Source organism: Natronoglycomyces albus, from assembly GCF_016925535.1.
Classification (GTDB): domain Bacteria; phylum Actinomycetota; class Actinomycetes; order Mycobacteriales; family Micromonosporaceae; genus Natronoglycomyces; species Natronoglycomyces albus.
The window spans coordinates 3,736,189-3,757,384 of record NZ_CP070496.1 but is presented as its reverse complement, the minus strand read 5'-3'; the positions used below and the strand labels follow the sequence as shown (position 1 = coordinate 3,757,384).

The window sequence follows — 21,196 nt, the reverse complement described above, 5'->3', positions numbered from 1 at the left end:
GGTCGCCTCCGTCTTAAGTGGGAGAAACGATCCGTCCCACTGTCGATGCGTGCCCGCCTCAACGCGAGCTAGCGTCATCGCTATGTCACGTTCCAATGCCGGGGCCGCTGTCTGGCTTGAGTCAGTCAGTAAGAGCTACCCGGGAAAACCACCCGTTCAAGCGCTTCGCGAGGTCTCCCAGGCATTCCGCGTCGGCACCTTCACGGCCATCATGGGGCCCTCGGGTTCCGGGAAAAGCACACTGTTGCAGTGCGCCGCCGGGCTTGATCGGCCACAACGCGGTCGGGTGTGGCTGGGCGACACCGACCTCACGCGGCTCAGTGAACAGAAACGCACGATCCTACGCCGCCAGCGGATCGGATTCGTGTTCCAGCAATTCAACCTGATGTCGGCACTGACAGTGACGCAGAATGTCGAACTACCACTGCGTTTGAATGGGACGGCGATCGACGACCGTCTCATCGACGCAGCGCTTCGGCAGGTCGGCCTAGCCGAGTTCGCGCACAGGCGGCCCGCCGAACTATCCGGCGGACAACAGCAGCGAGTCGCAGTCGCCCGAGCGGTAGTCACCCAGCCTGAGGTGATGTTCGCCGACGAACCAACTGGCGCGCTCGACCTACGAAGCGGCCGAGAGGTACTTGAGATATTCCGTGCAACGGTCGACGAGAGCGGCCAGACGATCATCATGGTCACTCACGACCCACAGGTAGCCTCGCATGCCGACGCCGTCCTGTTTCTGGCCGATGGGCGGATCGTGAGAACTCTGCCCGCCTCACCGGCCGAGGCAATAGCGGCCGAGCTGACCCGCATCACCGGTCCGGCGGTGCGCTAATGCTCCAGATCGCCATGCAGACCGTCCGGGGACGGATGCGCACGTTCGTCAGCAGCCTCCTCGTCCTCACCATGGCGGTCACTGTTGTCACAGCCAGCGGAGTACTCGTGGAAACGGGGATGCGCGGCCAAGTTACTCCCGAGCGATTCGCCGCCACCGACCTCGTCGTGGCCGGTGACCAACGCATGGCACCGCCGCACGGCGACGGAGATTCAACCTTGCTCACCGAACGCGTGCAGCTCGACTCAAGCCTCGCCAGCGACATAGCCGCCATCGACGGGGTCGAGAACGTCGTGGTCGATCGGGCAGTGACCGTCACTGTCGGCGACGGGGACAATGCCGAGACTGCCGTCGGGCAGAGCTGGAACAGTGCCGAGCTGTGGCCCCTCGCCATGACCGACGGGCGAGCCCCACAAACCGAAGCCGAAATCGCCGTGGACCAACGGATCACATCCGCAACAGGCTGGTCAGTGGGCGACACCGTCCGGGTCGGAACCTCCGAAGGAGGCCTTGACCTCACAGTGGTCGGAATCGCCAACGCCAGTGACCGCCCGGCAGATCGGCTGCAAGCGGTCTTCTTCACCGATGAGCGACTCGCCTCGTTGACCCTCAATCCAGACCGCGCAGACGCTATCGGCGTCTTCCTCACCGACGGTGCCGACCTAGACGAGACCGCGAACAATATCGCGGCAATACTGCCCGATCGAGCAACCATATTCAGCGGACCCGACCGATCCCGGCCCGAAGCGCTTGCGCAGTTCGGACTGGACGCCGAGTTGATCGAACTCGGCGGCGGGTTCGGCGGGACCGCACTGATCCTGTCGATCTTCGTAGTCATGGCGACCCTTGGCATGACGATCATGCAACGTTCCCGCGAGACCGCCATGATGCGAGCGATCGGGGCCACAACCCGCCAAGTGCGGCGCATGCTGGTCGCCGAGGCCGCGATCCTCGCAGTGCTCGCGGGCATCCTCGGTGCCCTTCCGGGCCTGCTGCTAGGACAGATCATGTTCGGCGTCCTGCAAACGGTCGGGGTGATCAGACCAGACACGGTACTGCGCTGGAGTGCCTACCCTGTCCTCATCGCTACAGGCGCCAGTATCGTCGCCGCAGTGACCGCAGCCTGGTTCGGTAGCCGCCGGTCCGCGCGGATCCACCCAACTGCGGCCGTGGCCGAGGCAACGTTGGAACCACGTCGCATCGGGCTCCTCCGCACGCTGCTCGGATTCGTATTGATCATTGGCGGTCTGGGTCTAAGCTTCCTGGCTGGCAGGCTCCCAGGCGAGGACGGCGCAGCCGCGAGTGTCGGAGTCATGCTGCTGCTGTTGTGCGGTATTGCCGCAGTTGGCCCGATCCTGGCCCGAATTCCGGCCTACCTTGGCGGAGCCATAGTCGGCCGGCTAGACGTGGCCGGGTTCCTCGCCAAAGCGCACCTGCGCACCCGGACACGACGACTCGCCTCAGCCGCGACCCCCTTGGCGCTGGCCAGCGCGTTGTCCGTGGTGATGATCGGTGTGCAGAGCACCGAATCCGCGGCCACCGATCAGCAGGACCGCGACCGGTTCCAGGCCGATTTCGTGATCGAAGCGCCTGCGGGTATCTCGGGGGATTTGCTGAGGCGAATTCGCGACGTGCCGGGCAGCGAGGCTGTGGTTGCGTTCCAGCCGACGACCGCAGGGGTGATGCGGACGGAGACGTTCGACGAACCGTACTTTCAGATGGGTGCTGCGGTGGCCGTCTCGGCCGACGGGATTGGCGACGTGCTCGATCTTGATGTCTCTGATGGATCACTTGAGGCGGTAGCCGGGACCGTGGTGGGGATTTCACGGGAATTGGCGCGGACTACTGGGTCGGGCGTCTCGGACTCACTCGACGTGTGGTGGGGCGACGGGACTAAAGACTCGGTCGAGGTGGGAGCCATTTACGAAAGGTCCCTTGGTTTCGGTGATGTTGTTGTCGACATCGACCATGTCAGCGCGTTCTTGACCGAACCCGCCGCAACTCAGGTGCTCATCGCTGGAGAAGTCGATACTGAGTTCGTGGCCTCCATTCCTGGCGCTCAGTCCTTGGATCGCGCGGCCTATGAGGCACGGAAGGAGGCGGCGGCGGTCGACACCGAGCAGCCGGTCAACTTGATGTTCGTGGGCTTGCTGGTGGCGTTCATGGTGGCCGCGGCGGTTAACAGCCTGGTCCTGGCAACGGGCGAACGCCGTGGGGACTTCCGGTTGCTGCGTCTGGTCGGAGCAACCGGAACCCAGATCAGGCGCATGATGCGGTGGGAGGCGGTTGTGATCGCCCTATGGGGGACTTTTATGGGTTTGTTGATCGCCGCAGCCACCTTGGTCCCGTTTAGCCATGGGCTGACCGGCAGTTTTGAGCCCACGTTGCCTTGGTGGCTGCTGCCAGTGGTAGTGATCGGTAGCGTGGCTATCACCGTGGTCGCGGTGCTGCTGCCCACTCGATTTGCCCTTCGCCGCCCGGTGTTTTAGGCAAAGATTTTTGCGTAGCGAAGGGCTATATGGAATCTTGCGGTTCCAAGTGGGTTCCTGGCCAGCATCGGAACAACAGTCGAGCCCGAAGAGCTTGTCGCGGCGCAGCTGAGTCGGGTCCGCAAGTGCCTAACCTACATACAATGTAGCCTACATGCAGCATAGGCTACATCTATGGCTGGTTTTGTTAACAGAAGGTCCGAACTCGCAACACTCGACCGGTGGTGGAAGGCTGAACGATCAAGGCCCGGACTCATCTGGGGCCGTCGCCGCGTCGGGAAGACAGCCCTGATCACGCACTTCGCCCAAGACAAACGCATGGTCTTTTACACCGGAATTGGTGGGACTGCCGAACTAGAGCTGCAAGGACTGTCTGAAGAAGCAGCCTTTCTCAGCACCCCGGAACGAGATCTCATCGAACAGCCGTTCCGCGACTGGAGAGACGCTTTTCGGTTCCTAGCGGCACGAGCCGAGGAAGCTCCCTTGCTACTGGTCCTAGACGAGTTCCCTGAACTCCTGGCCGGCAGCCCTGAGCTCCCTGGTCTCATGCGCGCAGAGCTCGACCGGCATGGCGGTCAACCCAAACTTAAGATTCTCTTGAGCGGTTCATCTATGAGGGCTATGTGGCAGATGCAGGAGTACCGTGCTCCCCTCTACGGCCGGTTCGACCTGACTATGCAGCTCCACCCATTCCGCCCCCACGAAGTGTCAGAGATACTCACCCGGCTATCTCCAGCCGACCGGGCACTTGTTTACGGCATTCTGGGAGGTATTCCGCTCTATTTGACCATGTGGGACCAAGACGCCACCATCGGCGAAAACCTGACCCGGCTCCTGCTCAGCGGTGAAACACCCTTGTACAACGAGGGCAAACTCGTCCTTGCCACAGAACTTGGCTCCGGTCGACTAACCAGCCAAGTCCTTTCCGCGATCGCCGCTGGACGAACCCGATTCCACGAGATTGCTGACGCAGTGGGCACTGACCCAACGCGCACCATCGAGAGGTTGACTCAACTGCGCCTGATCGACCGCGTTATACCCGTAACCGAAGATCCGGCAAAGCATCGACGGAGAATTTATCGCATCAGGGACAGCTTTCTGCGCTTTCATCTAGGTGTACTCATGAGGTATCACTCCAGGATAGAGGCCGGTTCACCCGAAACGGTCCTTCCTGCCGTCATGTCTTCACTTGACGATTTCATGGGTATCGCCTGGGAGCAGGCATTCCGCGACCACCTATCGCTTCGCGCAGTAGAAATTGACCCTGAAACCGTCGACATCGGCCCATGGTGGCGCGGAGACGGAAAAGACGAACTCGACGCCGTGGTCTTGGCGGGAAGGGGGAGAACTCCCGTCCTGGTCGGGGAAGCCAAGTGGGCAAAAAAAGTTCGGGCTCAACGTCTTCTCAACCGCATGCGAACCAAAGCCACGAACCTAGTCGACGACCCGGAAACCCTTCGGTTCGCCATCGCCGCCCGCGAATCAGTCGAGGACGCACCCGAGGAAGTCTGGACCTTCACCGCAGCCGACATATTCTCCGCCCGAGCATGACTTCCCTCGGCTGCGACGTTTGTATAAACGACACCTTCGGCGTCGTGGGCGCTTTTGGCTGCGTAAACTTCGTCTGCTGCGGTCTTGGGCCTGCGCTTTCGCATAAGCCTCAGTGAAGTCACCAACTGGGTCAGGGGCTTGGCGGCTTTTGCCGCAAACAGGATTTGCCCGCCTTGGGTCGTATGCACTGGTAGCTGACTGGTGCGAGCCGGGCATGGCACCATCGGTCAGTCCGCATAAGAAAACCCGCCGACCAAACGTTTAGCTGGTAAGCGGGCCGCATTCCTGGTGGCCAGGGCCGGGATCGAACCGGCGACCTTCCGCTTTTCAGGCGGACGCTCGTGGCCTCCTCAGTGAAATTCTGCCCTGCGAGTTCTTGACACACCTCATCATGCAACCTACCTGGTCACTTGTCCAGTTGTGATTAAGTTACCTACCTTTGAGCCCTTTCTCACGCGAAAAACGATGAAATTGACGTCTTTAACTGATATTGTCGTCCTATGATCTTGCTCAGCTTCACGGTGAGGAACCACAAGAGCATCCGTGACGAGCTCACTCTGGACTTCATCCGACCAGCGCTTCGCACCCTTAAACCGAAAGAGGGCCAGGAGTGGGAGAGCTACGTCTACCCACTAGCCGGAATCTTCGGTGGGAACGCGACTGGTAAATCCGCGCTTCTGGACGCCCTTGGCTACACGTTCTCCGCGATCCTCAATTCGTCAACGACCTGGCAGGCTGCAAAGTCAATGCGGTGGGAACCGTTTGCCCTCGACAATTCCCCAGCGGTTGAGACGAGCACCTTCGAGCTGGATTTTGTCTATGACGGAAAGCGCCACCTATATGGATTTGAAGTGGACGCCAATGGTATAGCACGTGAGTGGCTGCGGGATGTCCCGAATACACGATGGCGAACTGTGTTTGAAAGAGAGTCCGACAAAGGCACTCTGTACCTGCACCCCAAGTTTCGCTCAGTCGGGAAGGTCACTCGCCGTGAGTTGGTGATGAGCCGAGCGCTGCTTTTGGAACACCCGCAGCTAGCACCGATCGCGAACAATCTAGTGGAATCATTTGATTTGGTTTCAGTGAAGGACACCCATCGCGAACACCGTCTTAGATCGATCGCCGATTCCTTGGTAGATGGCACCATCACCTTTGAGGACATCGAGACCCTGCTTCAGGTTGCCGATATCGGAGTCGAGAAAGTATCTGTACAAGAAGAAGAACTTCCAGAGAATGTTCGGGAAGCGCTTAGGGTGTTTATTGGAAAATTCCAAGATGATATAGAGGTTGCCTCCGAGGAAGGAGCAGAGGAGGAAGACGCGGCGACTCCTCGTTTCGAGCTGGGCGACAAAGTATCCGACATGGTCATAAGGAATCTGCTCTTCACCCACCGTGGGGTCGGTGAAGATCGTCCGGCATTCTCATTCCACGATGAGAGCAACGGGACGATTGCCTGGCTCGCGGTCATGGTTCCCGCGCTTGAGGTCCTTCGCAAGGGAGGTCTGTACTGCGTGGATGAGATTGACTCCAGTCTCCACCCGCATCTTCTCGACGTGCTCCTGAGCGTTTTCGAAGACCCTGACTTGAATCCAAAGCGGGCACAGCTATTGTTCACGAGCCATGATGCCTACATCCTGTCTCCGCTCAGCGACACCGACCTCGAACCAGAGCAGGTGTGGTTTACCGACAAGTCATATGACGGGGCCACGGAGCTATCCTGCCTGGCAGATTTCCCTCGACATCGAGACGCCAACGTCGCCAAACGATACCTCCTTGGACGTTACGGCGGCACCCCTCGACTCGCCCCCGGATCACTGGCTCCGCTGATCGAGAAGAAGGCCCCCCGCAGTGGCAAAACAGCAACGAGGTTTATGCAAAAGGCACCTTCTTCGTTCTCGTCGGCTCGTTTACCTGCGTAAACTTCGCCTCCTGCGGCCTTGAATCTGCCCTTTTGCATAAATCTCAACGTAAATCCAGAAAATCTCGCAAGGAATATCGACGCCTGTTGGTGGTCACAGAATGCGTCGTGACCGAGAAGCAATACGTGGAACGACTGGAACAATACCTACGTGCTAGCAGGTTTCGGGTTTCAGTCAAGTCTGTCGGAGTAGGAAAAGACCCTCGGGAAGTCGTAAAGAAGTGCATCGAATTCAGAAAGAACGCCAAGGATAAAGATAAAGCGTTCGATCATTGCGTCTGTCTTGTGGACGTCGACCAACACACGACGCTTCAGGAAGCAATAAAGACGGCGCAACGAGAGGGAATCGACCTCATTGTCTCCCGTTTGAAGTTTGAAGTCTGGCTACTGTGGCACGCATCCAACTCGACCTCGGTGAGGACTACGAAGCAGCTAGATGACCTTGTAGCCGATCACAAGCTACTAAGTGAAAAACGCCTCTCAAACCAGTTCCCAATCGACCAGGTGTTCGAGGCTGTTCGCAGAGCCCGGGCCGCGGACCCAGAGCTAAGCTCGGGCAGGGTTGGGCCCGATCCTTCAAGCGCGATGCCAGTTTTGGTGCAACTAATGTGCGGAGAAAAACCGTAGGGCTGTCATAGACCGGTGGGCTCGAAGAGGCTCTTCCCAACAGATTCACCACCTGAGCCACGACCCTAGCGGCCCTATTCGGTCCACCCCTGACCCCGGTGAGCCGTAGCCTGCCGGGAATGGCGGTGATGGATCGGAGATCGCGATTACATGCCATGCGGAATGAAAACAACCCGCCACCAACACTTTTGCTGATAACGGGTTGATCGAGTTGGTGGCCAGGGCCGGGATCGAACCGGCGACCTTCCGCTTTTCAGGCGGACGCTCGTACCAACTGAGCTACCTGGCCATCTCACCGAGAATATTACGTCCTCGCGTGAGATACGACGAGAACTTTACCGCATCTGGCAGGGGCGGCTATAGCCGGTGCCACCGCTGTGGCGTCTGTCCTTTCGCTTCGCCGAAACGGTGACGCCGCCCCAGTTCAAGGCCCTGCTCAGTGAGTCATTGGTGGGCTCATGTGGCGAGGCTGGGTTTGAGCCGGTCGATGCTCCAGCGCCGGAAACCCATCACCACCAAGGTTGACAGCGCCAGCGCGCCGATCCCAAACAGGGAGAGCGTGCCCATGGCCTGCCAGGCGGCGTCGGACTCTCCGCCAGTGATGGTCACCCGCAGCGCGTCGACCGAGTACGTCATCGGCATGAACGGGTGCAGGGCTTGGAAGAATCCCGGTGTGGTCTCCACCGGGAACAGTCCCCCGGCAGAGGTGAGCTGCAACATCAGCCCCACCAGAATCAACACTTCTCCGGTCGAGCCAGCCGCCAGGCGGAATAGGTGCGCGATCGCGGTGAAGACCAGCGCGGTCACGGCAAGCACCCCTAGCGTGCCCGCCACATTCACTGGCGCTAGACCAAGCGACAGGTCGACGGTGAGATAGAGAACCAGCGCCGCGCCCAGCGCCATGATGGAGGCGGGCAACCATCCCGTCACCACCACGGGAAACGCGGCTAGACGTCCGGCGAGAGCTCGCGGGTTATACGTGCGCAGCAGCTTGAACGCCACCAAGCCGAACACCCACAGTGCGATGGCCAGGAAGAACGGGGCCATGCCGCGCCCGTAGTTGTCGGCCGGGTTGAGATTGGTCTCCTGCATGAGGACCGGGTTGCCATACGCCTCGGCGTTGTCGGCATTGTCGGCCGGATCGGTGGAGGGCACGCGGTCGGCGGCCCCATGCAGTTCGCTCGCCAGTTCGTTGGCTCCCGCGTCGAGTTCGCCCAGACCTGAACCGAGCTGCGAAGCCCCTCCCGTGGCCTCTTGTAGCCCGGCGTGAACGGCGTCGGCCCCTTCGGCCAGCGCGTCCAGGTCTCCGGCGCGTTGGTCGAGGTCGCCGGAGCTGATGCTCTGCACGCGTTGGTCTCCAGCGCTGACCTCCTCGTTGACTTCTTGCGCCTCGTCCACGACGTCGGCAAACGTCGCGCAGGCGGCCTCGGTGTCGTCATCGGGCTCAGCGCAAAGGACGTCGTGAACCTCGCCCAGGTCGTTCGCGGCCCTTCCGGTGATGTCCGATGCCTGACCGGAGGCCGCTTGTATGGCGGGCCAGTCCTCCGAGAGGGTTCCGAGGATCGGTAGCAATGTGTCGGTGACTTCTGCGACCCCGGTGGCCACTTGGCCGGAGCCGTCGGTTAGCTCGGAGAGGCCGGTTTCGAGTTCGGCGGCACCTTGCTGGGCCGCGCCCGCGCCTTCGGCTAGCTGGTCGGCTCCTTCGGCCGCTTCGGTGAGTCCGACTTTGAGTTCATGGATGTCGCCGAGCGCGGTTTTCGCGACCGTGACGTATACGGCGGTGTTGATTTGGTTTTGGAGTTCCAGCTCCAGGGTTTGGGCCATGATTCCGGCGACGTAGTTGTTGGCGTCGTTGGTGTGAATGTGGATGCGTGCCTGGTCGGGGGCGCCGGTGGCGAGGGTCGACAGGGTTTCGGAGAAGTCTTGCGGGACGGTGATCGTCAGGTAGTAGTCGCCTTCGCGCAGCCCCCGGTCGGCCTCCTGGGCGTCGACGAAGTGCCAGTCCATGACGCGGGCGGCGTCGAGTTGGTCGACTAGTTGTTGACCACCGTCGATGTCTTCGCCCTCTACGGTCGCGCCGGTGTCGTTGTTGACCACGGCCACGGGCATGCGGTCGGTGTTGCCGTAGGGGTCCCACGAAAACCACAGGTAGAGGCCGCCATAGAGCAGGGGGATGAGGAGGATGACCACGAGCGCGGCGTAGCGCAGCGGGTGGCCTCGGAAGCGACGCAGTTCGAGGAATGCGAGCCGGACCGAATTCATGCTTTCTCCTGCGTGGTGGGTTGGTCGAGGGTGAGGACGGTATCGGCGGGTGGGTCTTGGCGGACGCAGCTAGCCAGGACGAGAATGTTGTGGTCGGCGACTAGGCGCAGTGCGTCGAAGACGCGATTGGCGTGTTCTGTGGAGAGGCCCGCGTCGACATCGTCGACGGCGAGGACTGGGGTGCCACAGGCAGCGCCTAGCGCTATGAGAAGCAGGGTTTGTTCTACCCGGGGCAGGAGCGCGAATGTTTGGTGTGGCTCGGGTTGGACCTCTAGCCGCTCCATCCAGGTGGCGATCCCGGTCTTGGTGGCCTCGCCTGCGGTGACAGCGCGTGTTTCGGTGATGAGGTGGGCGATGGTGTGGAAGTCTTCGCAGTTGACCGCTGGGGCGGCGTTGGCAATGGTGACGTGGCGTCGGATGCGGCGGGGTGCGGTGTCGCCGTTGACGGTGAGGTCGCCGGAGGTGAGTTTCCAGCGTCCGGACAAGGCTAGGAGCAAGGCGGTGTGACCGGTGCCGGCCTCGCCGGTGAGGGCGACGAGGTCTCCTTGATTGGCGCGCAGGTTGACGTGGGAGAAGACGGCGCCGAAGCGGCCGGCGGAGTATAGGTTGGCAGCGAGGAGGAAGGGCTCTTCGTCGATGATGACGCCGGAGTCGAGATGCTCCAGTGTGGCCTTATCTGCCGGTCCGTGGCTGGTCGTGGAGGCAGTCGGTTCTGACTGTGTCGGGTGGTGGCCGTCCGGCTGGGAGTCCGTGGCGGCCTGGGTGCGGTCGGCCTCGCTTTGACGGCGGGGTTTGGAGCTTTGAGTGTCGTCAGCCATCCCAGTATCCTCACACTGTTTCAGGGGGGTATGTCTGGTTTGTAGTCTTTCAAGATTCTGTGTCGCGCTGGGTGAATTCGGCGCGGTGAAGGTGGATCGGTAGCCCAGTTGGGCGACGTTGCCCGTTGGTGATGTGGCCCCGGGGTCGAGGTGGTGGGACGCCTCGGTCGCCCGCCAATTCCGAGAGCAGTGCTCTCGGTTGGGTCCTATGCTCTCATAAGAGTGATCTAGATGCTAGATCAGTGCTCTTGCTTGTGAGCAATGACCTCAATTGCGCTATGGTGGAGGAATGACCACCCATGACACTGCGGCTGATCCTCCGCAGCCACCAGCTACTTCAGGCAAACTGGCCGGTTCCCGTGCTAGGACGGGCAGCACCGCGCAAGATCTCACGGTCGCCCAACGCGCCCGCGTCAACGTCCAATCAGCCCGCGATGAGGCTCGCGCCCGCATCATGCGCGCCATCACCGATGTGGCCAGGCAGCACCTCAGCGACGTCGGGCCCGCCAACTTGTCCCTGCGCGCGGTGGCCCGTGACCTAACCATGGCTTCCTCGGCCGTCTACCGATACTTCAAGAACCGCGACGAGCTGCTCACCGCGCTCATCGTGGACGCCTACAACGACTTGGGTGAGGTGGCCGAACGGACCGCTAACTCCCTGCCCGCCGACCTGCGGCCTCGCCAGCGTTGGATAGAGGTGGCCATGGCAGTTCGGGCCTGGGCGGTTGAGCATCCCCACGAGTTCGGGCTCATCTATGGCAGCCCGATTCCCGGATACGCCGGGCCCGACGACACGCACACCGCCGCGTCGCGAATGCCGCTGGCGCTGGTCGGAGTCGTGCGAGACGCGGTCAATGAGCAGGCATTCCATCCGCCATCGTCCGAGTCGGGCCATCCGGAGATTCCCGGCGAGGTGCTGGCCCAGGAAGTGCGCGAAATTGTCACGGGCCTGGATGACGATGTGATTGTGCAGTTGGTCAAGGCCTGGGCGGGGCTGCTCGGTGTGGTCAGTTTTGAGATCTTTGGCTACCTGGGGCGCGTCATCACCGATCCGGAACGATACTTCCGGTCCACGGCCGACCAAGTGGCCTGGGAACTTGGGCTCGACTAAAGGGTTTCCGCGCGCCCACTGGTCTCATTCATCGCCCAGACGGCGGGCCAGCACCCGCTCGAAACGAGTGAATGTCTCGTGCATGCCCTCTTCGCATCCGCCCTCCACCCACTCGTCTCGCATCTGGGTGGACTCGAAGATCGTGCGACCGGCGAAACGGGCGCGGCCGTCGACCTCGCTCAGGTCGTGAATCTCCAAGTTCACCGGCGCTGGGCTTGGCCCGTATTGGAAGGTGCTGACAATGCGTTCGCCCGGTATCACCTCGTGAAACACGCCTGAGAAGAGATGTTCGGTGCCGTCATCGGCCCGGGAGACGATGCGAAACTTTCCGCCGGTGTGCGGGTCAAATTCCAGTACCTCGGTGGCATAGATAGCTGGCCCCCAGAAGCTAGGGATTTCGGCGGCATCCATATAGGCCGCGAACGCCACCGCCATGGGAGCGTCGACGACGATGTCCCATTCCAGGATCGGTTGCCCCGGGGGCACCTTAAAAGTGAAGTCCATCGTTTTCCTCTCGGCGACCGCAAAGCCGCCAATTTCCGCGCGGCCGGCGGTCGAACTCGTTTTTGGGCCTGACGATGGCGAAATCCACTGGTCGCCATAGGTGAATCCTAGGCTTGGGGGAGGTCTGGACGGGCGCTATTTCTCGCAATGAGTCCGAAACCAGACCCAGGCAGAACGCGAAGCCACACTGACTTGGTCAGCGGGCCTCTTAATCTGGAGTGGTACCGATGGCCCGACTGGTCGGTGGGGGAGCGATGAACTGGAAAAAGGCCGTGCTGACCCTGTGTCTTATTGTGTTTGGCCTCGTCGTGCTCAACGCTATGGCCGGTAACCCACTTCCTTGATGCCGACCGCGGGCGGCATCGATGCCGTTGCCGCATTGGGTTCCTCGTGTGTCGCACCAGACACAACCTTGTTGCCACGTCAGGACAAACCCCCAGGTGAAATAACTTCATTGATGCATGGAACTCGATATCGTCCTCGTCCTCCTCTTCTCAGTCGCCCTCCTCGCCGGCTGGGTGGACGCCGTGGTCGGAGGCGGTGGGCTCCTGCAACTACCAGCCTTGATGCTCGCCTACCCCCAAGCTCCCGTCGCGACGTTGCTGGGCACCAACAAGCTCGCCTCGGTCTTTGCCACCTCCACTGCCGCGATCACATATGGCCGCAAAATCAAGCTCGACCACCGGCTGTTGTGGCCCACGGTTGGTTTGGCCTTGGTCGGCTCAGGCCTAGGGGCGGCCATGGCCGGAGCCGTCTCCTCGGGCGCGTTGCGTCCGATCATCATCGCGGTGTTGATGGCCGTCGCCATCATGGTGCTGGCCCGGCCTCAATTTGGTCTGCACCCGCAGCCAAAGTTGAAAACGCCCCTGCGCGCGGCGGCGCTGATGCTGGCAGCGGGCCTGCTCGTGGCCTTTTATGACGGCATCATCGGGCCGGGTACCGGTATTTTCTTGGCTATCTGCTTCGCGGCGATCCTCGGCAGCGACTATGTGTCGGCCACGGCCCACGCCAAGGTCATCAACGCGGCGACGAACCTGGGCGCACTGCTGGTTTTCATCTACTTTGGGCACGTGTGGTGGGCGCTGGGCCTGCTCATGGCTATCGGTAATGCCACCGGGGCCTTGATCGGCGCGAACATGGCGCTGCGCAATGGCTCGAAATTCGTGCGAATCGTCCTCATCGTGGTGGTGTTCGTCCTCATTGCCCGCTTGTCATATGACACGCTGATGGATTTCCTCAACGCCTAAGCTCGCAGCGATTCCCAGTGCGCTCGGCGGTTATGGGACTCACTTTCGACAATCGCAGACCCTTTTGTTTGCGCACGACCGTGCTAGATTGGAGTAGTGCGTAAAGGTGACCACACAAGGCAAGCAATCCTAGAGGTGGCCGTCCGTATGGCCCGCTATAGCGGGCTGTCGGGGCTGACCATCGGGTCGCTGGCCGCTGCCATTGACATGTCGAAGTCGGGCGTCTATGCGCACTTTAAATCCAAAGAGGCCCTGCAAATGGCCTGCATGGAATACAACGGCGAGCAGTTTATCGCCGAAGTCATCCGCCCCGCGTTGTCCAAACCACGAGGGGTGGCACGCCTGCGGGCGCTGCTGGAATTGTGGATGCGGTGGTATGCGCAACCCGGCGGCTGTCTGCACTTGGCCGCGATCAGTGAGTTTGACGATCTACCAGGGCCGTTGAACGCCAAAATGGTCGCCGATCAAAAGGACATGCTCGACACGTTGAAGCAGATCGTCGCCACCGGGGTATCCGAGGGTGAGCTGCGCGGCGACGTCGACACTGTCCAAATCGCGCAGGAAGTCTTCGGCATCATGCTCTCCTATAACTGGATGCATCGCATCCTCGCCGAGCCCGACGCCGATAAAAGAGCGTGGGTCGCGTTTGATCGCTTGGTCGAAAGCCAGGCGGCTAGGGAGGATTCGCAGCGCTTCCAGCGAACCTCTTAACGACGTTTCTCACCCGCCGGCCTGGGCGGGCGCGACTCCTCGGCACTACGGTCGTGGCGCGCCGATTCGGGCGGCCTGAACACAGAAAACAGAAAGGTGACGACCAATGGCCAACACCCGCCCTAGGAAAAGCACGACCGTTCGTACTCCGTTGTTGATTCGAGCCGGGTTCAACCTCGCCGAACGCATCGCCCCCACCCCAGCGGCGAAGTACCTCACCGACAAGTGGTTCAAGCTCCCCGGCACCCCACAAACGCGCCTGCGGGCCGAAGCCCCCGCCGACGCCACCACCTTCACCCTCGAGACGCCCGACGGCAGCATCTGGGGATACGACTGGGGCGACGGGCCACTGGTCTATGCCTTCCACGGCTGGGGCGGCTGCTCCGGCGACCTCCAACACCTCACCGCCACCCTGCGCGCCAACGGCATGCGCGTGGTCGCCTTCGACGCCCTCAGCCACGGCAACTCCGGACCCAGCCCCTGGGGCGAGCGGTACTCCAGCGCCGTACACATCCACGACGCCTCCCGCGCCATCATCCAAAAATTCGGGGCACCACAGGCCATGATCGCCCATTCACTGGGCTGCCTCACCGGAGCGCTCGCGCTGCAAGAGGAGACCGAAGGACCACTGACCATCCCCATGGTCATGATGGCGCCCTTCGTGGGCGGATACGAATCGTTCACCGAAACACTCAACTCCGTCGTCCCGGCCGGGCCACGCATCATGGAACGCCTCATTCCCATGGCCGAACAACGCGCCGGAACCGAAATCGCCAAGATTTCCCTGTTCAACCTCGAAGTGGACTCACCCACGCTCATCGTGCACGACAAACGAGACCGCCCCAACCCATATCGCTTCGGCGCCGACCTCGCCCAAACCTGGCCCAACGCGACCATGCGCGCCACCGAAGGACTAGGCCACCGTCGCATCCTCAGCAACCCCGAAGTCATCTCCGAAGTACGCCAGTTCCTCGTCCCCTCCTAGCAAATCCCGAGAACTGTCACAGACCTGACAGCAGCGGAGACTTTCGGCAAGGTCAACGAAATTGCTGTTCAGAGCGGTCTCCGGCCGCTGAAAGACCTCACCATGGCTTTTCGGCGGCTGGAGACCTGCCTCGCCGCGCGCTACCGTGAAACTGGCCGAGAGCATCCCTGCCGCCCTCACGCGAAAGGCACCCCATATGAGGCGACCACAGCGACCCGCCCCCGCGCGCCTGGGCACAGCCCTCATCCTGGCTGCCGTGGCCTGCCTGGCCGCCTGCACCACCGGAAGCGACGAGCCCACCATCACCAAAGACCACCCCGAAACCAGCGGGGTCGAGGAACTGCCCGAACTGACCGACACCCCCGGCATCACCGTCACGGACGTACAACGCCACAGCGACCGCACCTTCGGCATCACCTACGACACCCCGTCGATCCACCCGGAAGCAACCTTCGGCGGCCTCAGCGTCTACATCACCCTCCCCCAGGGCTACACCGCCTCCGAACACGACTATTCGACCCTGTACCTGCTACACGGCGGCGGCGACGGCCGCGCCCACAACTGGTACGAACACGGCCGAGTCGAACAAGCGGAAAAAGACCTCATCATGGTCATGCCCGAAGGCGGAAAAGTCGGCTGGTACACCGACTGGATCGACCAAGAAACCTACGCGCAAAACTGGATGACCCACCACCTTGACGAGCTAATCCCGTTCGTCGAGGCCAACCTGCGCACCCACTCCGAACGTCAAGGACGCGCCATAGCTGGCCTGTCCATGGGTGGATTCGGCGCGGTGAACTACGCACAGGAGCGACCAGAACTATTCGCCTCGGTCTCCTCCTTCTCCGGGGCCCTCGACTTGAGCAACGCCGCCGTCCGCGCCACTATCACCCAACAGTCGCTATCGCACGGGATGCCCATGTTCGGCTCCTTCGGAACCCCATTCATCGGGCCAGAACAACGCTGGGACGAGAACAACCCCGTGCTGAGAGCAGAAACGCTTGAAAACACGCAGGTCAACCTATACGCGGGCGAAGGCCTCCGGCCCGGCGACGTCGACCTGGCCGGAATCGACATCCAAGGCGAAGCCCTCGGCGCGGAAGCCAGCGGCGTCGTCGAATGGGTAGTCGCCCAGACAACCGAACAGCTGCATACCGCCCTAGAAGAGGCCGGAATCGAACACCACTATTGGATGTATGGCGCACCCGAGCCCGACTGCGACGGTGGACATAACTGGCCTTGCTGGCGATTCGCGCTGGCCGACGCGCTGCCGCGTATCCACGCGGTCTTGTTGGACTGAAGGCGGCACTGGGATAAACGTTGGTCTAGCTGCCTCGGTGTCCACGATCGTGAAAATGGCCTCCCCGTCGCCGAATACCTGTGAATCGAAGGCATCTTTGGTTTCCCCGAATGATGACCCGGAAGGACGCTTGACTTTTAATTCTTTGTGGACTGGCTGGGGTGCGGCTGCGCGAAACCTTGTAGATGTTGACTCTGGGCGTCTCTCTCGCCAATACATACGCTTGAACAGTGATGACATACATGGATACGGCGCTGAGCGTCGAGGAGATCGGGCCGGACAACGTCGAGGCCGCCCTAGCGATCAAGGTACGGCCGGAACAAGAAGGCGTCGTCGCCTCGGTGGCTCATTCGCTGGCCGAGGCCTACGCGAACCAAAGTTCAGCCTGGCCACGCCTTATTTTCGATGGTGACAAGGCGGTCGCCTTTCTGATGGGAGGGTTCGATCCAGATAACCCAATGGAGCTGTTCAGATGCGGGATATGGCGGCTGAACGTCGCCGCCGATGCGCAGGGAAAAGGCTATGGACGGTTCGCCGTGGAAGTCTTGATCGAGGAGGCCAAACGGCGTGGTTTTTCGAAGCTGACGACTATGTGGGTGCCAGGTGACGTCGGGCCCGAAAAGTTCTATGTACGCATGGGTTTCACCGTCACCGGCGAGATTTTCGGCGGTCAAGTCGTTGGTGAGTTGCCGCTGAAATAGCACCGCAGGTTGGGCCGTGGGGAGGGAAAATGAGTTGTCGCCCCACGGCCGGACCGGTACGTTTCCCGCATGCATGTGAAACTGATTCCGCTCCAGGTGCGCGGTAGTGACCGGAGCGCGTTCGTGGACTTCCTCAGCGGCGAGGAGTTCCCCTTCCATGTGCGGACCAATCCCAGCCGGGAATTGGTCGAGGGCAATATCGATCAAGGCGTCTACGACGACGAAGACCACGCGCCCTATTGGGTGGAACACGTTGAGAAGGGTCGCATTGGAACGGTCGCGCTGGAGGACCTGACCGACGACACCCCGCTGTTCGACCTGCGGTTGGCTGCGAAATTCCGAGGTTCAGGCCTGGGGTTGGAGGCTGTCAAAGCGATCACTGCGCACGTGTTCTCCACGATGCCGACGGTGAACCGGCTAGAGGGACAAACGCGCGAGGACAACATCGCGATGCGCAAGACTTTCCTGCGCGCGGGGTTCCTCAAGGAAGCCCACTACCGGCAGTCGTGGCCGGTGGAGAACGGTGCGCCGCTGGCCTCGGTGGCGTATGCGATCCTGCGCCGCGATTGGGAGACCGGAACGACCACGACCTTCGCATGGGAAGACCTCGCGGCGTAGCCTCACCGGCGGCGAGACCGCAGGCTGCCAGTCGCTAACGGTGACTCAACGATGTGGCTCTAGCTTGGGCGGCGGAAGCGGGCCGCCACGAACGAAGGTCGTTGGTTGAGTTTCTCGAAGGCCGCCGGGTCCTGGTCTCGCAGGGAGGCGGTGGGGCGCGGCTCGGTGAGTTCTTCGAGGGCGAACCCGGCTCCCAGGAGTTCCCCAAACCACGTCTCGAAGGTCATCCGTTGGAAGTGCAGCGCATACTTTCCCTCCGCGAAAGCCAGGTCAACCCACTGGTGAGAAAAATATGAGTCACCGAAGTGTTTCCAGTCCGCCGCCGGGTGCGTTGTTGACATCAGCAGCGATCCGCCGGGACGCAATACTCGGAAGAACTCCGCCAAAAGTTGTTTTCGGGCCCGGACGTGGTGATACACCAGGGCACATAGCACCATGTCGAACGTTGAGTCCTCGAGGAACTCAAACGGCCTCTCCAAGTCATGTCGTCGAAGTTCGACCTCGTTTCCCGTGCGGGCGCGGGCGTGCGAAAGCAGCGATTCGCTGCCGTCTACTCCGAGCACGGTTGCTCCGCGAGCCGACAGGGCGGCCGCATAGTGCCCCGCCCCGCAACCAACGTCCAGAATGCGGGCATCCTTGACGTCTCCGGCCAGGGAAATCATGGCGGGTCGATCGATATGAGCGTTGTATGGTCCGGCCTCGGCGTGCGCGGCAAAAGCATCCCCGAAGTCGCCGTGATAGGCCGTATCGCGGTGGATTGACAAGGGTCCGCCTCTCAGATTCGGGTCATGCCGTTGGACGTTCGCCAAGCAGACTGACGCTGTGCGCATCGAGTAGAGGTGCCGAGGGGTTTCCAGTGCCGCTGGATCTTTAGCTGGCGAAAGTCTGGTTTTGTCACAAACTCTAGTTCGCGGCGGTGACGACCGCACCTTGTTTTGGGCGCTATGAAGGGCAACAGCTGCCTGGTTTATCAGGGGGTTTTATCTGCGGTCCCGACGGGATTTGCTGTGTTGTTGTTCAAACCCCGCCCGGAAACGCAAAATCCCCAGCCGAAGCTGAGGACGCATAGATGTGCGGGCCGGGAGCGTTAAGAGCCACCTTGGCCCCCCTTCTGGCCCCCTGCGTGAAACGTCCATCCATGATGGATTAATAGAGCAAGATGAAAAGCAATAGACCCCCTGGTTAACCAGGGGGTCTTAGTTGCGGTCCCGACGGGATTTGAACCCGCGACCTCCGCCTTGACAGGGCGGCGAGCACTCCATACTGCTCCACGGGACCTTGTAGGTCATTCAGTTTTTAAGTCGGCTCCGAAAAGCCTCCTTAGTTATACCAGGAGCGATTCTGTGACCAGTCTCGCGTCCTAGCTAGTACCCCCAACGGGATTCGAACCCGTGTTACCGCCTTGAAAGGGCGGCGTCCTAGGCCTCTAGACGATGGGGGCGCTCAATCATATTGGCACACGACCGGTAAAAGATCGAAATGTTTTTGATTGGGCTGGCCACCGCTGCTTTCCGCTGGCGGCCTAAAAGAGCATACGTGACGCGGGAGCGCGCGCCGGAGCCGGGGTCTGATTGAGACGTGGGTCCCAGTCGCCGCGCCGTGCGCAGCCGTTCGGTCCCCCTCCATCGCCAAGCAGCGCCGCATTGTCGGTCTTTGATCTGCCGGTTGCGGAAAATGGATCGTGGTGTGTCTCAGTTGCAGAGCCTTTTGCCTGCGTGGGTACCGTTGGGGAATGTCAATCTCTGAAGCGGCCAGCGGATCGTCTTCCCCGGGCCGACTGGCGTTCCTTGGCCCCACCGGCACCTTCACTGAGGCTGCTTTGCGTTGCCTCCCCGGCGTTGACGACGTTGAGACCGTGCCGATGGCTAGCGTGCCCGAAGTGGTCGAGGCGCTGCGGCGCGGGCAGGTCGATGGTGGCTTTGTGCCGATGGAGAATTCCCAGGAAGGCACGGTCAACGTCACCGTTGATGAGCTGGTCCGGGGGGAGCCCTTGGTTATCACCGCCGAAGTGATTTTGCCGGTGTCGTTCGTGCTGGCCTCCCATAAGCGGTTGGGCGAGATCACGACCGTCGCATCGCATCCGCATGCTCTGGCCCAAGTGCGTGGTTGGATGCGTTCACACCTTCCACACGCGCGCACCGTGCAGGCCCTCTCCACGGCGGCGGGGGCTGAGGCGGTGGCGCGCGGGGAGGTCGACGCCTGTGTGTGCGCACCCTTCACCGCCGAGGCCGCGGGCTTGCCCGCGCGGGCCCGCGATATCGGGGACAGCCCGCACGCGGCCACCCGGTTCGTCCACATCACGAAACCGACCGACCCGCCAGCGCCCACTGGTGACGACCTGACTTCGGTGGCCGTCTACTTGCGTCATGATCAGGTCGGGGCGCTGATGGTGGTGCTCAATGAGTTCGCCGCTCGCGACGTGAACCTCACCAAGATCGAGTCGCGCCCGACCGGCCAGAAACTAGGGCGTTATGTGTTCTTCCTCGACTGCGCCGGGCATGTGAATGACGAGCCGGTCTCTCAGGCGCTCAAGGGCCTGAAGTCGGTGTCCTCTGAGGTGCGCTACTTGGGGTCCTATCCACATTTTTCGAATATGCCCTAGCCAAAGCGCTACGAGCATGATTACCTTGAGTCATGTCTGAAAGAAAAACTTCGGAATTTTCGGCCCCGGAGCCGCCTCCCTCTGAAGTGACTCCGCCCAATCCTCCGGATCCGCCCAGGCCGCCGGACGCGGCCCCGGCTAGTGCTCCCCCTCCGCCTTTGAGCGAGAACAAGCGGGTATCCGACCCGGCGTTCATGCGGGTCCTCGCCCACCCGGCTCGCATCGGGGTGTTCGACTTCCTGGCCTCGCAGGCCGCCGTGGGCAAGCACGGGGCGACAGCCACTGAGCTGGCCGAGCACACCGGGCTCACTCCCAGCGCCATGAGCTACCACCTGCGCACGATGGCCAAGGCGGATCTCTTGGAAGAAACCGCCGGCAGGGGCGACGGCCGGGAGCGAGTGTGGCGACTGAAGCGGGGTCGCCCATTGACCGTTGCCGCCGATGACGACGCCCCGCCGAGCCACTTCGAGGCCGAAGCGGCTGTGACCAATGCCTTCAATGCCCAGGTTGAGAGCAACCTACAGCGGTTCCTTGCCATCAGGTCCAGTGCCGGGCAGCTGCGAAAGTGGGCGATGTTCACTAGCGGTCGCATACGCATGACTCCGAGCGAATTCGAAGAACTGCAGAACCGCCTGCACGATGTCATCCGCTCCTATCGCAAGGAACACCCCGAGGTGGAGGAGATTAATGGCGAACAAGTTCGCACGGTTGTGTTTCAGATGCGGATGTTTCCTGAGATTGGCCCGGATGACGTTTCGCCAGAGTCGGGTCCCGGGAGCGGATCATTAGGAAACGGTTTCGCGAACTCTCGCTTAGGTTACAGGCCCGCCCCTGATGGGGCGGGCTTCTTCGTGTCCGAGGTAGTGCAAGGGGCAAAGATTTTTTCGAAAAATCTGAAAAAGCTCTTTCATATCTAGATA

At 61.5% G+C, this 21,196-nt stretch carries 18 protein-coding genes and 4 tRNA genes; 14 read left to right on the top strand and 8 right to left on the bottom strand.

What is annotated here, in order from left to right:
• Positions 1–82 precede the first annotated feature (82 nt).
• The 3 genes from JQS30_RS16025 to JQS30_RS16015 all read left to right on the top strand — a co-directional run bounded on the left by JQS30_RS16025 (position 83) and on the right by JQS30_RS16015 (position 4,872).
• On the top strand, positions 83–832 hold the full coding sequence (locus JQS30_RS16025) for an ABC transporter ATP-binding protein (protein WP_213171239.1): 750 nt from the start codon (positions 83–85) through the stop codon (positions 830–832).
• Positions 832–3,321, top strand: a complete 2,490-nt coding sequence (locus JQS30_RS16020; protein WP_213171238.1) for an FtsX-like permease family protein — start codon at positions 832–834, stop codon at positions 3,319–3,321. Before JQS30_RS16025 ends, JQS30_RS16020 begins: the two co-directional genes overlap by 1 nt.
• A 174-nt stretch (positions 3,322–3,495) precedes the next feature.
• A complete protein-coding gene (locus tag JQS30_RS16015; RefSeq protein ID WP_213171237.1) occupies positions 3,496–4,872 on the top strand; it encodes an ATP-binding protein in 1,377 nt (458 codons plus the stop codon).
• Positions 4,873–5,158: 286 nt separating this feature from the next.
• Here JQS30_RS16015 and JQS30_RS16010 read toward each other — a convergent pair.
• Positions 5,159–5,280, bottom strand: a tRNA-Phe gene (locus JQS30_RS16010).
• Between the two features lie 92 nt (positions 5,281–5,372).
• Here JQS30_RS16010 and JQS30_RS16005 point away from each other — a divergent pair.
• Together JQS30_RS16005 and JQS30_RS16000 are read left to right on the top strand one after the other, a co-directional pair.
• Complete coding sequence (locus JQS30_RS16005) at positions 5,373–6,791, top strand: AAA family ATPase (protein WP_213171236.1); 1,419 nt, start codon at positions 5,373–5,375, stop codon at positions 6,789–6,791.
• A gap of 89 nt (positions 6,792–6,880) precedes the next feature.
• Positions 6,881–7,417: an RloB family protein gene (locus tag JQS30_RS16000; RefSeq protein ID WP_281398819.1), complete on the top strand. Its 537-nt coding sequence runs from the start codon at positions 6,881–6,883 to the stop codon at positions 7,415–7,417.
• Positions 7,418–7,629: 212 nt separating this feature from the next.
• On the opposite strand, the gene JQS30_RS15995 is transcribed toward JQS30_RS16000, so the two are convergent.
• From JQS30_RS15995 to JQS30_RS15985, 3 genes are all read right to left on the bottom strand, one after another.
• Positions 7,630–7,706, bottom strand: a tRNA-Phe gene (locus JQS30_RS15995).
• A 167-nt stretch (positions 7,707–7,873) separates the two neighbouring features.
• Complete coding sequence (locus tag JQS30_RS15990) at positions 7,874–9,679, bottom strand: YhgE/Pip family protein (protein ID WP_213171234.1); 1,806 nt, start codon at positions 9,677–9,679, stop codon at positions 7,874–7,876.
• Positions 9,676–10,497, bottom strand: coding sequence for an ATP-binding cassette domain-containing protein (locus JQS30_RS15985; RefSeq protein ID WP_213171233.1), 822 nt, complete (start codon positions 10,495–10,497; stop codon positions 9,676–9,678). The genes JQS30_RS15990 and JQS30_RS15985 overlap by 4 nt, the downstream gene beginning before the upstream one ends.
• A gap of 289 nt (positions 10,498–10,786) precedes the next feature.
• Between JQS30_RS15985 and JQS30_RS15980 the strand changes: the two genes are divergently transcribed.
• The gene (locus JQS30_RS15980; protein WP_213171232.1) at positions 10,787–11,608 is read left to right on the top strand and encodes a TetR/AcrR family transcriptional regulator; all 822 of its coding nucleotides are present in this window, start codon (positions 10,787–10,789) and stop codon (positions 11,606–11,608) included.
• Positions 11,609–11,632: 24 nt separating this feature from the next.
• Here the strand turns inward: JQS30_RS15980 and JQS30_RS15975 are convergent, their stop codons facing one another.
• A complete protein-coding gene (locus JQS30_RS15975; protein WP_213171231.1) occupies positions 11,633–12,112 on the bottom strand; it encodes an SRPBCC domain-containing protein in 480 nt (159 codons plus the stop codon).
• Positions 12,113–12,573: 461 nt separating this feature from the next.
• Here JQS30_RS15975 and JQS30_RS15970 point away from each other — a divergent pair, with 461 nt between their 5' ends.
• From JQS30_RS15970 to JQS30_RS15945, 6 genes are all read left to right on the top strand, one after another.
• A complete protein-coding gene (locus JQS30_RS15970; RefSeq protein ID WP_213171230.1) occupies positions 12,574–13,359 on the top strand; it encodes a TSUP family transporter in 786 nt (261 codons plus the stop codon).
• A 96-nt stretch (positions 13,360–13,455) separates the two neighbouring features.
• Positions 13,456–14,070, top strand: coding sequence for a TetR/AcrR family transcriptional regulator (locus JQS30_RS15965; protein WP_213171229.1), 615 nt, complete (start codon positions 13,456–13,458; stop codon positions 14,068–14,070).
• 106 nt (positions 14,071–14,176) lie between these two features.
• Positions 14,177–15,055, top strand: a complete 879-nt coding sequence (locus JQS30_RS15960; RefSeq protein ID WP_213171228.1) for an alpha/beta fold hydrolase — start codon at positions 14,177–14,179, stop codon at positions 15,053–15,055.
• 196 nt (positions 15,056–15,251) lie between these two features.
• On the top strand, positions 15,252–16,355 hold the full coding sequence (locus JQS30_RS15955) for an alpha/beta hydrolase (RefSeq protein ID WP_213171227.1): 1,104 nt from the start codon (positions 15,252–15,254) through the stop codon (positions 16,353–16,355).
• Between the two features lie 233 nt (positions 16,356–16,588).
• Complete coding sequence (locus JQS30_RS15950) at positions 16,589–17,056, top strand: GNAT family N-acetyltransferase (RefSeq protein WP_246498169.1); 468 nt, start codon at positions 16,589–16,591, stop codon at positions 17,054–17,056.
• 69 nt (positions 17,057–17,125) lie between these two features.
• Positions 17,126–17,674, top strand: coding sequence for a GNAT family N-acetyltransferase (locus tag JQS30_RS15945; RefSeq protein ID WP_213171225.1), 549 nt, complete (start codon positions 17,126–17,128; stop codon positions 17,672–17,674).
• A 59-nt stretch (positions 17,675–17,733) separates the two neighbouring features.
• Here the strand turns inward: JQS30_RS15945 and JQS30_RS15940 are convergent, their stop codons facing one another.
• From JQS30_RS15940 to JQS30_RS15930, 3 genes are all read right to left on the bottom strand, one after another.
• A complete protein-coding gene (locus JQS30_RS15940) occupies positions 17,734–18,438 on the bottom strand; it encodes a class I SAM-dependent methyltransferase (protein WP_213171224.1) in 705 nt (234 codons plus the stop codon).
• 439 nt (positions 18,439–18,877) lie between these two features.
• A tRNA-Asp gene (locus JQS30_RS15935) sits at positions 18,878–18,952 on the bottom strand.
• A gap of 90 nt (positions 18,953–19,042) precedes the next feature.
• Positions 19,043–19,115, bottom strand: a tRNA-Glu gene (locus JQS30_RS15930).
• 291 nt (positions 19,116–19,406) lie between these two features.
• Between JQS30_RS15930 and pheA the strand changes: the two genes are divergently transcribed.
• Positions 19,407–20,276 (top strand): prephenate dehydratase, encoded by an 870-nt coding sequence (pheA, locus tag JQS30_RS15925; RefSeq protein WP_213171223.1) that lies wholly within the window; start codon positions 19,407–19,409, stop codon positions 20,274–20,276.
• Between the two features lie 32 nt (positions 20,277–20,308).
• Positions 20,309–21,193, top strand: coding sequence for an ArsR/SmtB family transcription factor (locus JQS30_RS15920; RefSeq protein ID WP_213171222.1), 885 nt, complete (start codon positions 20,309–20,311; stop codon positions 21,191–21,193).
• Positions 21,194–21,196: the final 3 nt, after the last annotated feature.